Below are 12,723 nucleotides of genomic sequence, written 5' to 3' on the forward strand. Positions count from 1 at the left end.
TCCACCTCTTCCCATTCCGAACAGAGAAGTTAAGCTTCGTCACGCCGATGGTACTGCGTACAAGTGGGAGAGTAGGTAGTCGCCGTTTTATAGAGGAGAGCCCTGAAGCGATGCTTCGGGGCTTTTTCGTTGTTTATAAGTACTATTATATTGATAAAAATGTACCTTTGTAAATCATAAATTTACACCGATATGAATACACCTGCAATTATTAATGTAAAAGAATCAAATCAATATATTGTTGATGGAGTTAATAGACTTCTTTGTCAACTCGTTTCTAATTTTCATCCAATTACCGAAAATGAATTATCTGAAATAATTAATTCGGACAGCAACTCTTTATATCTTATATTTCTTAATAATGAGATAGTAGGTATGTTTACTTTAGGGAATTATATTTCTCCTACAGGAAGAAAGTTTTGGCTTGAGGATGTAGTTGTGGATAATCAATACAGAGGTTTGTCATTAGGTAGGATGCTTGTTGATGAAGCAAAAAAAATAGTATCCGCTTCAGGTAAATCGACATTGATGCTTACCTCAAAACCTGTTCGAATTGCTGCAAACAGGCTTTATATTTCATCTGGTTTCCTCAGAAAGGAAACCAATGTATATAAAATGGATTTTAATGAGTAAATTCTTTATTATCTTGTGTTATGGCTAAAAGAATAGACGAACTTGATTTTCTCAAGTGTATCTTTATATTGCTGATGATCACCTTTCATCTGGCATATATAGGTGATACATATCCATATTTAAAACAGGTGGTATATACTTTTCATATTCCTGCTTTCTTTATTATTTCAGGATATGTTATGCATATAGACAAGCCTTTTTCGGCCTTTCTTAGGTCGGTACTCTGGCTTATTGTTCCATATATTATTATGGAGAGCGGATATGTCATTATGGCATCTGTATTACCAATTAGAGAACATATAAATAATTTGACATTCGATGTGTTTATAAACAAACTGTTTGTCAAACCTATTGGTCCATATTGGTATTTGCATTCTTTGGTTATATGTTCTATAGTGTATTATCTGTCATTTTTAGGCTTTAAAAAACAAAGGAATATAACATCACGGATAGTGGTCTCTTCAATCGTATTAGGATTTCTGTCTGTTTATTGCGAGTTAATCTCTCTTTCGAGTGTCTTTTATTTTTTCATAGGTGTAAGTGTGAAACAATCTTCTGTAGATTTTCTTTCATTTTTTAAATCTTCATGGATGGCAGTAATAGGTTTCGTCATATTGACGGTAAATCCTAATAACCTTGACAGATTTACAATTGGAGGTGTATTGATAACTTATCTGTCAATATGCTCACTTTTGGCAATATATAAAGTGTTGCCACATTTTATATCGTCATTTTTTAATTACATAGGAAGGCATACTTTGGTCTTGCTTTTATTTTCTCCTTTGTTTACTATTCTGGTAAAGCAATTGGCTGGAATCCTTTCATTTGATTCTTCAGGATTATTATTTATATTGGTTACTCTAATAGTTACTGTCTGCGGATGTCTCTTGATAGGAGCATTGACAGATTATTTGGGTATTTCGCGTTTTATCTTTGGGAAAGAGAGGATAATTGAACCAATTAAATAAAGCTGAAACTATTAACTATATTTTTGTTTGTTATTCTTATCGTGTATTATTATTTTTGTGTCAATTTAATTAATAGATGCCTGGTATAGCAACATTGATATAACAATTATTAAGCCAGATGAATAAGACAATTTTAAGAGGTTGGAATTGGTGTAGAAGATTTAGAAAACGTTGTGGGTATGGTGTACATTCTCCATCAGACTTTTTCTTGATAACTTTTGTAATATATGAGAAACTGCCTTTTTATGCATATTCTCAATTGCATCATCTTCGCAGACTGGTAGCCCATTTGCCTGGTCACAGAGAAAAAGTAGATAAGCTGTTTTTCCGTTTAGTTAACTATTTGCGTCCAGAAACGGTCATTGAGTTTGGCACAGGTTCAGGAATGACAACAAGGTATATGTGTGAAGCAAATTCTAATATGAGTATTTATACTTTGTCTGACGATGAATTTGATTCACAGGTTGAACGTCTGTTCATAACAAAAAAAAATATCCATCACATAACGGGTGTCAGTAGAGATGAAATAAAGGAAATACTGAAATCACATAAACCTCCAACATTGTTTCATATAGCCCATATTGGCGAGTATCGTGAAGTATATGAGGAAATCATTGATTATATATCTGATGAGGATTGCCTGATAATTTCTTATCCATACTCGGATGAGGAAAAGAAATCCTGGTGGAAGAGTGTTGTTGATGATAAAAGGACAAGGGTTACATTCGACTTATATGATATTGGTATCGTTTTTTTTGATAAAAAACGTGTAAAGGAAAATCGTATCGTTAATTTTCTGTAATATAAAATTACTTAGTGAAACATAACAGATAGCTGTTGGTTTTATATTTGATAATCAAAATTGATATACCATGAAAAAGAGTCTTATTTACACAAAGACAGGTGATAATGGCACCACTTCTCTCGTAGGAGGAGTTAGAGTCAAGAAAACACACTGTCGCATAGAGGCATACGGAACTGTAGATGAACTAAATTCGTGTCTTGGTATGCTTATCTCTCTTATAGAAACTGATGATGAAAAGAAACTTTTACGGTTCGTTCAGCATAAATTGTTTACTTTAGGAGCTTATCTTGCGACTGAACAATCTCAGAGTGAAACAGGAATAGTTTCATATATTGAAGACGACGATATTGGAAAGTTGGAAAATGCAATAGATATTATTGATGCATCACTTCCGACGTTGAAAGGATTTATTCTTCCCGGTGGAGCATATCAGTCTTCTGTATGTCATTTATGCAGGACTGTATGTAGAAGAGCTGAAAGGAGAATTCTTGACCTTGAAGAACATTATAATATAGAAATAGACGTGAATTGTAAACGTTTTGTAAACAGACTTTCTGACTATTTGTTCGTGTTATCCAGAAAATTGAATCATTTGTCTTCAGAAGATGAAATTTATTGGGATAAGACTTGTAAATGAATTTTTTTGTTATACTTTTGTGGCTCAAATAATAAAAGTAAAACTTTTAAAAATAAATATACTATGTATTGGACATTAGAATTGGCCTCAAAATTGGAAGATGCTCCATGGCCGGCAACAAAAGATGAGTTGATTGATTACGCAATGCGTTCCGGAGCTCCTCTTGAAGTAATTGAAAATCTTCAGGAAATGGAGGACGAAGGTGATATTTATGAAAGTATTGAGGATATTTGGCCGGATTATCCAAGTAAGGAAGACTTTTTCTTCAACGAGGAAGAATATTAATCTATATATTTTATAGATTTTTTATTTGTGACGAAGACTTTGTCCTCATATTGTTGGCAAGGCCTTCGTTTGTTTTTATTTATCTTAGGACTTTTGCTTATGAAAAAAATATTACTCTCATTTATTACTTTTTTCTTTATTACTGCTGTGTATGCAGGAAGTTTAACCTCAGATGCTACAGAAACAAATGTTAAGCATCTTTCGAAAAAAGAATTTTTGGAGAAAATTTATAATTATGAAAAAAATCCTGATAAATGGGTTTATGAAGGCGACAAACCTGCTATTGTGGATTTCTATGCGACGTGGTGTGGCCCCTGTAAGGTCGTTGCCCCTATTCTTGAAGAATTGGCAAATGAATATGCCGGTAAGATTGTAATTTACAAGATTGACACAGACAAGGAAAGAGAACTTTCTGCGGCTTTTGGAATTCAAAGTATTCCTACTTTGCTATTTATTCCTATGAAAGGCGATCCTCAGGTTGCTCAGGGAGCCTTACCTAAGGAAAGTTTGAAACGTGCCATTGATGAGTTCCTTTTAGGGATTAAGTGATTTTATGCTTTTGCATTTAATAAGGACTTTTTCTCCGTTATTCAGAGTGGTAGCGAATATATAGAAGTCACCACCTTCTTTAAGCTTTAATTTTTTCCTAAGTTCAGCTACGGTTGAAGGAAAGTTCCTTATCGTGATATTAGCGTTCTCAAGGCCTTTTATGAAGGTCTTGAGTTCTTTTTTATTGAATGTTGAAGTCTCTACGACTTTAAATCTCCTGCCAGGGAAATCCTTTAATTCGTTTGAAGTATAAAGATGGCTGTTTATATGTAGTTTTTCTACTTCATATCTTGAGGACAGTAGCTTAAATGCACCAGCTTTCAATATCGCTGCTCCTGGTTCGTATAGGTAATTGCCAACCTTTTCTGAGTATTTAGTATCTGCAATCTTTTCTTCACTGAATGTAAATTCTAAATGTTGGGATGGCTGTGAATTTACTATTTGCTCGCAATTTATTTTTATATTATCGTATGAATTTATTCCGGAAAACGAATCTTTGGTGAGAACTAAGATAAGCTCCTTACATTCATTATTAACAGATATTATATGCAGACTATCAATATATTTTAATTCTGTTAGGGCTGAGTGTATGTCTAACATGGGTGATAGTTTAACCATTACTGTCTTGCCTTTTTCTACCAGAAGTTCTTCTATTTGTGTAATATCAGGTTCACAGTCAGTAATAGCTACAGTTTTTCCACCATGTTCGTTTCTTCTTGCAGGATCGAGAAATATGCAATCTACAGGTCGCATGTTTTTCAGATACTCTATGCCGTCGTTATTATGAATATAAATATTGTCGGCTCCAAGTATATTGAAATTATGTTTGGCTGTGCTGCATAGGTCTGGATTCCTTTCAACGTAATCAGCATGATTGAAATTTCTTGATATGAAGTAACAGTCAACTCCCAATCCTGCAGTTAAATCGACAAATGTATTTCCCTTTAATAATTTTGATTTGTATATTGCAGTAACCTCTGATGAACATTGTTCCATCGAAAGATGCTTTGGATATAGTATATCGTTGTTCGAGGCCCAGGATGGAATTTTTTTCTTTGCTATTTGCCATCCGGCAATTTGAATGATTGCCTCTTCTGAATCAATATTGCTGTTTCTTTTTATTTTGAGTGCAAGTTGGCGTATATCATCGTTACGATGGCTTTGGATAAACTGTAACGTTTCTTGTGATAATTTGTTCATGAAATCTGCTTTTGAGGAAATACAGTACAAAGATAGAATATTTGTTTTAAATATTTAAGATGTAATTGGTGAATAGATCCTATAAATAAAATTAGTGTGCTACATTGTAAAGTCAGGTAATCTATTTCGTCAAAAATATTTTTTTGACAAAATAAAAAGTAGAAAAATTAGAAATAATGAATTATTATTTGTAACTTTGTCGCCCGATTTATATGGTGTTGAGACTTGGAAAGAATAGAGCAATATGATATAGATTTAAAAAATTTGAGAGACTCATCAGCTACTTATAATTATAATGTTGGTGACGAATTTTTTAAATTGATTGAGGCTACTGGAATAGAAAAAGGCAATTTGGAAGTCTCTTTGACAGTTAAAAAAGGGATTGGGGCATTTAAATTGAACTTTCATATCCAGGGAGTTGTTATATGTATATGCGACCGATGTCTTGATGAAGTTGAAGTGGATGTTGATACTGACAATGTATTAAACGTAAAATTTGGAGAAGAATTTTCCGATGACGAGGATATCGTTGTTGTACCTGAGGTCGAAGGTAAAATAAATGTAGCCTGGTATATATATGAATTCGCATATCTCAGTCTTCCATATAGAATTGTGCATGAAGAAGGTGAGTGCAATGAACAGATGCAAGAGAAATTGAATGATTTCATGAGATATGACAGTAACGATGAGGGTAGCTCCTGTTCGGCAGAAGAAGGAAGTGATGAAAGTGAAACTGAAGAAATTGACCCCCGTTGGAACGCATTAAAGAAAATATTAAATAATAATTAAATAAAGTTTTAGTAAAATGGCACATCCTAAAAGAAGACAATCAAAAACGAGAACTGCTAAGAGAAGAACTCATGATAAAGCAGTTGCTCCTACTTTAGCTATTTGCCCTAACTGCGGTGAATGGCATGTGTATCACACAGTTTGTGGAGCTTGTGGTTACTACAGAGGTAAATTAGCAATTGAAAAAGAAGCTGCTCTTTAATTAGTGCAGAGCTTTATCGTGAACAGTTTATGTTCTTGAGGAAATAAAGCCGGAGGGCCTTCGGCTCTTCGGCTTTATTTTTAGGATTCAAACTAAAATTTGAAATAATGGAAAAAATAAATGCGGTAATAACAGGAGTAGGAGGGTATGTACCTGAGTATGTACTTACAAACGAAGAATTATCAAGAATGGTCGATACCAACGACGAGTGGATAATGACCCGTATTGGTGTAAAAGAAAGACGAATTCTTAATGAGGAAGGTTTGGGTACATCATATATGGCGCGTAAAGCTGCGAAACAGCTTATGCAGAAAACGAGCTCCGATCCCGATTCTATAGATTGTGTTATAGTTGCAACAACTACACCTGACTATCATTTCCCTTCTACAGCATCTATATTGTGCGATAAATTGGGTCTCAAGAATGCATACGCTTTCGATTTGCAGGCTGCTTGTAGTGGTTTCTTGTATGCTATGGAGACAGCGGCAAGTATGATACAGTCAGGACGTCATAAAAAAATAATTATCGTAGGAGCAGATAAAATGTCATCAATGGTCAATTACTCTGACCGTGCTACATGTCCTATCTTTGGCGATGGCGCTGCTGCATGTCTGGTTGAAGCTACAACCGAAGATTACGGTATTATGGACTCAATTTTGCGTACTGACGGAAAAGGTCTTCCATTCCTTCACATGAAAGCTGGTGGTTCTGTATGTCCTCCTTCTTATTTTACAATTGACAATAAGATGCATTATTTGTATCAGGAAGGTAGAACAGTGTTCAAGTATGCTGTTTCAAATATGTCGGATGTTACAGAGCAGATTGCAATGCGTAATGGCTTGGATAAGGATAATATCGATTGGATAGTTCCTCATCAGGCTAATTTGAGAATTATTGATGCTGTAGCTTCAAGACTCAATGTTCCTATTGAAAAAGTAATGCTTAACATACAACATTTTGGTAATACAAGCGCAGGTACTTTGCCGTTATGCTTATGGGAATATGAAAAGCAGCTTAAGAAAGGCGACAACTTAATCTTCACTGCATTTGGTGCCGGATTTACTTGGGGTGCTGCTTATGTTAAGTGGGGTTATGACGGAAATAAGTAATATTTGAGATAAATTCATTAACAAATATACAAAAAGACGCATCCCTGTCAGATGCGTTTTTTTGTATTCCTGAGGTAAATTATAATATGCATAAAGCCGGATTTGTAAACATAGTAGGAAACCCTAATGTGGGAAAATCTACATTGATGAATTTGCTGGTAGGAGAAAGAATTTCTATTGCAACATTCAAAGCGCAGACTACACGTCATCGTATTATGGGAATACTTAATACTGATGATATGCAGATTGTATTTTCGGATACTCCTGGGGTCTTGAAGCCTAATTATAAACTTCAAGAATCAATGCTTAACTTTTCTCAATCGGCATTGATTGATGCAGATATTTTACTATATGTTACAGATACAGTAGAAAAACCGGATAAGAACACTGAGTTTATGGAAAAGGTTCGTAATATGAATGTTCCGGTTTTATTGCTGATTAACAAGATAGACCTCATAAACCAGGATCTCTTAGTTAAACTTGTTGAAGAATGGCATGAGATGTTGCCAAATGCTGAAATAATTCCCATATCAGCTATGGCCAAGTTTAATGTTGATGTCGTGATGAAACGAATAAAGGACCTTTTGCCTGATTCTCCTCCTTATTTTGGTAAAGACCAGTGGACAGACAAGCCTGCTCGTTTCTTCGTTACAGAGATTATCAGAGAGAAGATTCTACTTTATTATGATAAAGAAATTCCGTATTCGGTTGAAGTTGTAGTTGAGTCATTCAAGGAAGACCCAAAAAGCATACACATAAATGCCGTGATTTATGTGGAGCGTGATTCTCAGAAAGGAATTATTATCGGCCGACAGGGAAGAGCTCTTAAAAAAGTTGCAACAGAAGCAAGAAAAACCCTTGAGCAGTTCTTCGGAAAGTCAATTTATCTGGAGACTTTCGTAAAAGTGGACAAGGACTGGAGAAGCTCCGATAAGGAATTGAGAAATTTTGGTTATCAATTAGATTAATCACCGGCTGAGATAGCCGTAAATAATTATAATTATGGGTAATTTAGTAGCTATTGTTGGACGTCCGAATGTAGGAAAGTCAACATTATTTAACCGTCTGACAAAAACGCGTCAGGCAATTGTAAATGAACAGGCAGGAACAACCCGTGACCGTCAGTATGGAAAGTCCGAATGGTTAGGAAAGGAATTTTCCATTGTTGATACAGGTGGTTGGGTTGTAAATTCTGATGATATTTTCGAAGAAGAAATCCGTAAACAGGTTCTATTGGCTGTAGATGAGGCAGACGTTATTTTGTTTGTCGTTGATATAATGAATGGCGTTACAGATTTGGATATGGAAGTATCCGACATTCTTAGACGTGCAAAGAAGCCGATTATTGTTGTTGCCAATAAGACTGATAACAACGATTTGCAATACAATGCAGCCGAGTTTTATTCATTAGGCTTGGGCGATCCTTACTGTATTTCTGCAATAAGTGGAAGCGGAACCGGTGATTTGCTTGACCTTATTGTTTCAAAGTTCAAGAAAGAAGCTGACGAGACTTATGATGAGGATATCCCTCGATTTGCCATTGTAGGCAGACCGAATGCCGGTAAGTCTTCAATAGTAAATGCTTTTATTGGAGAGGATAGAAATATAGTGACTGAAATAGCAGGTACTACGCGCGACTCAATATATACAAGATATGACAAGTTTGGTTTTGACTTTTATCTTGTTGATACTGCCGGAATAAGAAAGAAGAACAAAATCAGTGAAGACCTTGAATATTATTCTGTAGTTCGTTCGATACGTTCTATCGAGAGTTCTGACGTATGTATTCTGATGCTTGATGCTACAAGAGGTATTGAAGGACAGGACTTGAATATTTTCAGTCTGATACAGCGCAATCAGAAAGGTCTTGTGGTGGTTGTAAACAAATGGGACTTAGTAGAAGAAAAGTCTGTCAAGGTTATGAAGAACTATGAAGATGCAATCCGTAACAGATTTGCTCCTTTCACTGACTTCCCGATTATTTTTGCATCTGCATTGACTAAGCAGCGTATCCTGAAAGTATTGGAGGCAGCCAAGGAAGTTTATATGTCAAGAACTACAAGAATACCTACAGCACGACTTAATGAAGAATTGCTACCATTGATTGAGGCTTATCCGCCACCATCAAACAAAGGTAAATATATTAAGATAAAATATATTACGCAGTTGCCGAATACTCAGGTCCCATCGTTTGTGTTCTTCGCCAATTTGCCTCAGTATGTTAAGGAACCGTACAAGCGTTTCCTTGAGAATAAGATGAGGGAACGTTGGAAATTATGCGGTACTCCGATAAATATATTTATCCGTCAGAAGTAATTCTTGTCTTTTGATAAAAATATTATTGAGCTCAAGTATTAGAAATTATAATTTTCTTATACTTGGGCTTTTTTTTATTTGGTAAGACTATAACCATATTATCGGGATATAAAAATGAAATGACTCATTGATTTTGTAAAACTTTTCCGTAAGTTTGCAAATAACTCATTTTTTTAAACATGCGATATTCAGTTATAGTACCTGTATATAATCGTCCGGACGAAGTTGATGAACTGTTACAGAGCCTTATAAAGCAGACATATACCGACTTTGAGGTTGTTGTGGTAGAGGATGGTTCTGCTGTGCCGTGTAAGGATGTGGTTGACAAATATGCTGCATCTATGGACATCAGATATTATTCAAAGCCCAATTCTGGACCCGGGCAGTCAAGAAACTATGGTGCCGAAAGAAGCCATGGTGAGTATCTGGTCATACTCGATTCTGATTGTATTCTTCCACCAGGTTATTTTATGGCAATAGAAGAGGAGCTGAGAAATGAACCAGCCGATGCTTTTGGCGGCCCTGATCGTGCCCATGAATCTTTTTCGGATACTCAAAAAGCAATAAACTATTCTATGACATCGTTTTTCACCACAGGCGGAATTCGTGGCGGGAAAAAGAAGATGGATAAATTTTACCCCCGCAGTTTCAATATGGGAATTCGTGCTGATGTATATAAGGCATTGGGAGGGTTCTCTGATATGCGTTTCGGTGAGGATATAGATTTCAGCATACGAATTTTCAAGGGCGGATATTCATGTCGCCTATTCCCGGAAGCATGGGTTTGGCATAAGCGTAGAACAGATATGAGGAAATTCTTCAAGCAGGTACATAACTCAGGGATAGCCCGTATAAATCTGTATAAAAAATATCCTGAATCACTTAAAATTGTTCATCTGTTGCCTGCTGTATTTACTATAGGAGTAGTTATATTGATTCTGTTGATTTTGTCGGGTGTTTACTTTTTCTCATTGGCGTCATATACTCCCGATCCTGTCAGCCATGATTTATTGCATTCTTGGGGTAAATGGCTTACTGCAATAGGTGTATTGCCGTTATTGCTTTTCTCATTATTGATATTGGTTGATTCTGCTGTCCGGAATAAAAGCTTGAAAATCGCTACTCTTTCCATACTCTCATCGTTTATTCAACTAACCGGATATGGAAGTGGATTCCTGATAGCGTGGTGGAGGCGCTGTGTGAAAGGTAAAGATTCGTTTTCAGCATTTGATAAAACTTTCTATAAATGACAGACAGACTATCAATAAACCAATGGGCAGAGGAAGACCGTCCTCGCGAGAAAATGATGATGCATGGAGCGTCGTCGCTTTCGAATGCGGAGTTGCTGGCTATCCTGATAGGTTCCGGTAATACAGAAGAGTCGGCTGTAGAGCTTATGCGCAAGGTTCTTGACAAATACAATAACAGCCTTAGTGCATTGGGCAAATGCTCTGTAAGCGATTTATGTAAGTTTAAGGGTATAGGTCAGGCCAAGGCCATAACAATCCTGGCTGCATCTGAGTTGGGTAAACGCCGTAAGGATGAGAGACTTGAAGAAAGGAAGCCTATACGTTCTTCGGAAGATATTTACAGCTATTTTCATCCGATAATGTGTGATTTGCCGATAGAGGAATGCTGGGTGATGTTTCTTAATCAGGCATCAAAGGTGATAGATGTCACCCGTATAAGCCAGGGAGGTCTTGCTTCTACGCAGGTCGATGTTCGGGTGATTTTGCGTGAGGCACTCCTCAAACGTGCCACGTCGATGATATTAAGTCATAACCATCCTTCGGGAAATATTCGTCCAAGTACTGACGACGACAGACTTACTCAGGCATTGTTTCAGGCGGCAAAGGTAATGAATATCCGTATGCTTGACCATGTGATAGTGACAGATGGCGCTTATTACAGTTATGCAGATGAAGGAAGAATATAGATAAGATAGGATGTGCCAGGTATAGTTCAATCTGAAAAACTATCTTTTTCGCTTGACTCTCCACGCTCCTTTCACTATCTTTGCAGCATTAAATATTACTTAATTTGAATATATGAATAGCGAAGAAAAACTCAAAATAGAAGAGAGGATAATAGATATGTTGAAAACTGTATATGACCCTGAAATACCGGTAAATGTTTATGATTTGGGGCTTATATACAAGATTGACCTCCAGGATAATGGTGAACTGACTTTGGATATGACTCTTACAGCGCCAAACTGTCCAGCGGCAGATTTCATCATGGAAGATGTACGACAGAAAATTGAATCTGTCGATGGAGTGACATCAGCGCAGGTTAATCTGGTTTTCGAACCTGAATGGGATAAAGATATGATGACAGAGGAAGCCAAACTGGAATTGGGTTTCATGTAATCTATAATAATAACCGATTAAAATAAAGGTATAACTATGAATGAGATGAAAAACATTTATTTCATTTCCGATGCTCATTTGGGCTCTCGGGCTATACCTCATGCTCGTACGCAGGAAAGAAGACTGGTCAATTTCCTGGACAGTATAAAGGACAAGGCTGCCGCAGTGTACATGTTGGGCGATATGTTCGACTTTTGGTATGAGTTTAAGACAGTAGTACCTAAAGGATATACACGTTTTCTTGGTAAGGTATCTGAACTCACCGACAAGGGGGTGGAAGTACATTTCTTCATTGGCAACCATGATATTTGGTGTGACGATTATCTGGAGAAGGAATGTGGCATGATTATTCATCGTACCCCGTTGACTTGCGAGATTTATGGAAAGGAATTTTTTATGGCCCACGGTGACGGATTAGGCGACGATGACAGGAAATTCAAGTTTCTCCGTATGATTTTCCACAGTAAAACCTTGCAACGGTTGTTTTCCATGCTCCATCCTCGATGGAGTATAGATTTTGGTCTGGAGTGGGCAAAGCATAGCCGCATGAAGCGTATTGACGGGAAAGAACCTGAATACATGGGTGAAGACAAGGAACCTTTAGTCCTGTTTACTAAGAACTACCTTAAGACTCATCCTGACATTAATTTCTTTATTTACGGCCATAGACATATCTTGTTTGATATGATGCTTTCAAGGACATCAAGAATGATGATACTGGGCGACTGGATAACAGAGTTTTCCTATGCCGTATTCGACGGGGAAAACATGTTCCTGGAGCAGTTTATTGAAGGTGAGACGCAACTTTGATATTAACTGATAAACAACAAAAAATGGTGTATTCCGCAGAAATACACCATT

Annotated in this window: 16 protein-coding genes and 1 rRNA gene; 16 read left to right on the forward strand and 1 reads right to left on the reverse strand. The window is 36.5% G+C overall.

Going from position 1 to position 12,723, the window contains the following annotated elements:
• From rrf to trxA, 7 genes are all read left to right on the forward strand, one after another.
• Positions 1-88 (forward strand): 5S ribosomal RNA (gene rrf / locus H6A27_RS00005); the annotation flags it as partial.
• 104 nt (positions 89-192) lie between these two features.
• Positions 193-633: a GNAT family N-acetyltransferase gene (locus H6A27_RS00010; protein WP_204507250.1), complete on the forward strand. Its 441-nt coding sequence runs from the start codon at positions 193-195 to the stop codon at positions 631-633.
• 20 nt (positions 634-653) lie between these two features.
• Positions 654-1,601 (forward strand): acyltransferase family protein, encoded by a 948-nt coding sequence (locus H6A27_RS00015; protein ID WP_204507251.1) that lies wholly within the window; start codon positions 654-656, stop codon positions 1,599-1,601.
• A gap of 118 nt (positions 1,602-1,719) precedes the next feature.
• Complete coding sequence (locus tag H6A27_RS00020; RefSeq protein WP_204507252.1) at positions 1,720-2,403, forward strand: hypothetical protein; 684 nt, start codon at positions 1,720-1,722, stop codon at positions 2,401-2,403.
• 70 nt (positions 2,404-2,473) lie between these two features.
• Entirely contained in the window at positions 2,474-3,043 is a 570-nt protein-coding gene (locus tag H6A27_RS00025) for a cob(I)yrinic acid a,c-diamide adenosyltransferase (protein WP_204404071.1), read from the forward strand.
• A 63-nt stretch (positions 3,044-3,106) separates the two neighbouring features.
• Positions 3,107-3,328, forward strand: coding sequence for a DUF2795 domain-containing protein (locus H6A27_RS00030; protein WP_072531153.1), 222 nt, complete (start codon positions 3,107-3,109; stop codon positions 3,326-3,328).
• 99 nt (positions 3,329-3,427) lie between these two features.
• A complete protein-coding gene (trxA, locus tag H6A27_RS00035) occupies positions 3,428-3,877 on the forward strand; it encodes a thioredoxin (protein WP_204507253.1) in 450 nt (149 codons plus the stop codon).
• Here the strand turns inward: trxA and H6A27_RS00040 are convergent.
• On the reverse strand, positions 3,863-5,077 hold the full coding sequence (locus H6A27_RS00040; RefSeq protein ID WP_204507254.1) for a THUMP-like domain-containing protein: 1,215 nt from the start codon (positions 5,075-5,077) through the stop codon (positions 3,863-3,865). The two genes, trxA and H6A27_RS00040, sit on opposite strands and share 15 nt — an antisense overlap.
• A 225-nt stretch (positions 5,078-5,302) precedes the next feature.
• Here H6A27_RS00040 and H6A27_RS00045 point away from each other — a divergent pair, with 225 nt between their 5' ends.
• The 9 genes from H6A27_RS00045 (at position 5,303) to H6A27_RS00085 (ending at position 12,672) form a co-directional block, all read left to right on the forward strand.
• Entirely contained in the window at positions 5,303-5,866 is a 564-nt protein-coding gene (locus H6A27_RS00045) for a YceD family protein (protein ID WP_204404077.1), read from the forward strand.
• Positions 5,867-5,882: 16 nt separating this feature from the next.
• A complete protein-coding gene (gene rpmF, locus H6A27_RS00050; protein WP_007559879.1) occupies positions 5,883-6,068 on the forward strand; it encodes a 50S ribosomal protein L32 in 186 nt (61 codons plus the stop codon).
• Positions 6,069-6,175: 107 nt separating this feature from the next.
• Positions 6,176-7,177 carry a beta-ketoacyl-ACP synthase III gene (locus H6A27_RS00055; RefSeq protein WP_204404079.1) on the forward strand — a complete coding sequence of 334 codons (1,002 nt, stop codon included), beginning with the start codon at positions 6,176-6,178 and terminating at the stop codon, positions 7,175-7,177.
• 86 nt (positions 7,178-7,263) lie between these two features.
• Positions 7,264-8,145 (forward strand): GTPase Era, encoded by an 882-nt coding sequence (era, locus tag H6A27_RS00060; protein WP_204404081.1) that lies wholly within the window; start codon positions 7,264-7,266, stop codon positions 8,143-8,145.
• A 34-nt stretch (positions 8,146-8,179) separates the two neighbouring features.
• Positions 8,180-9,493 carry a ribosome biogenesis GTPase Der gene (gene der / locus H6A27_RS00065; protein WP_204404083.1) on the forward strand — a complete coding sequence of 438 codons (1,314 nt, stop codon included), beginning with the start codon at positions 8,180-8,182 and terminating at the stop codon, positions 9,491-9,493.
• 179 nt (positions 9,494-9,672) lie between these two features.
• Positions 9,673-10,743 (forward strand): glycosyltransferase family 2 protein, encoded by a 1,071-nt coding sequence (locus H6A27_RS00070; RefSeq protein WP_204507255.1) that lies wholly within the window; start codon positions 9,673-9,675, stop codon positions 10,741-10,743.
• A complete protein-coding gene (radC, locus tag H6A27_RS00075; protein ID WP_204404087.1) occupies positions 10,740-11,429 on the forward strand; it encodes a RadC family protein in 690 nt (229 codons plus the stop codon). Before H6A27_RS00070 ends, radC begins: the two co-directional genes overlap by 4 nt.
• Positions 11,430-11,541: 112 nt before the next feature.
• The gene (locus H6A27_RS00080; RefSeq protein ID WP_204404089.1) at positions 11,542-11,862 is read left to right on the forward strand and encodes a metal-sulfur cluster assembly factor; all 321 of its coding nucleotides are present in this window, start codon (positions 11,542-11,544) and stop codon (positions 11,860-11,862) included.
• Between the two features lie 45 nt (positions 11,863-11,907).
• Positions 11,908-12,672, forward strand: a complete 765-nt coding sequence (locus tag H6A27_RS00085; protein WP_204507338.1) for a UDP-2,3-diacylglucosamine diphosphatase — start codon at positions 11,908-11,910, stop codon at positions 12,670-12,672.
• Positions 12,673-12,723: the final 51 nt, after the last annotated feature.

This window comes from Bacteroides caecigallinarum (genome assembly GCF_016902295.1).
GTDB lineage: Bacteria > Bacteroidota > Bacteroidia > Bacteroidales > Bacteroidaceae > Phocaeicola > Phocaeicola caecigallinarum_A.

Coding starts and splice junctions, on each gene's coding strand:
- H6A27_RS00010 (WP_204507250.1), top strand. CDS start 193: ATGAATACACCTGCAATTATTAATGTAAAAGAATCAAATCAATATATT.
- H6A27_RS00015 (WP_204507251.1), top strand. CDS start 654: ATGGCTAAAAGAATAGACGAACTTGATTTTCTCAAGTGTATCTTTATA.
- H6A27_RS00020 (WP_204507252.1), top strand. CDS start 1,720: ATGAATAAGACAATTTTAAGAGGTTGGAATTGGTGTAGAAGATTTAGA.
- H6A27_RS00025 (WP_204404071.1), top strand. CDS start 2,474: ATGAAAAAGAGTCTTATTTACACAAAGACAGGTGATAATGGCACCACT.
- H6A27_RS00030 (WP_072531153.1), top strand. CDS start 3,107: ATGTATTGGACATTAGAATTGGCCTCAAAATTGGAAGATGCTCCATGG.
- trxA (WP_204507253.1), top strand. CDS start 3,428: ATGAAAAAAATATTACTCTCATTTATTACTTTTTTCTTTATTACTGCT.
- H6A27_RS00040 (WP_204507254.1), bottom strand. CDS start 5,077: ATGAACAAATTATCACAAGAAACGTTACAGTTTATCCAAAGCCATCGT.
- rpmF (WP_007559879.1), top strand. CDS start 5,883: ATGGCACATCCTAAAAGAAGACAATCAAAAACGAGAACTGCTAAGAGA.
- H6A27_RS00055 (WP_204404079.1), top strand. CDS start 6,176: ATGGAAAAAATAAATGCGGTAATAACAGGAGTAGGAGGGTATGTACCT.
- era (WP_204404081.1), top strand. CDS start 7,264: ATGCATAAAGCCGGATTTGTAAACATAGTAGGAAACCCTAATGTGGGA.
- der (WP_204404083.1), top strand. CDS start 8,180: ATGGGTAATTTAGTAGCTATTGTTGGACGTCCGAATGTAGGAAAGTCA.
- H6A27_RS00070 (WP_204507255.1), top strand. CDS start 9,673: ATGCGATATTCAGTTATAGTACCTGTATATAATCGTCCGGACGAAGTT.
- radC (WP_204404087.1), top strand. CDS start 10,740: ATGACAGACAGACTATCAATAAACCAATGGGCAGAGGAAGACCGTCCT.
- H6A27_RS00080 (WP_204404089.1), top strand. CDS start 11,542: ATGAATAGCGAAGAAAAACTCAAAATAGAAGAGAGGATAATAGATATG.
- H6A27_RS00085 (WP_204507338.1), top strand. CDS start 11,908: ATGAAAAACATTTATTTCATTTCCGATGCTCATTTGGGCTCTCGGGCT.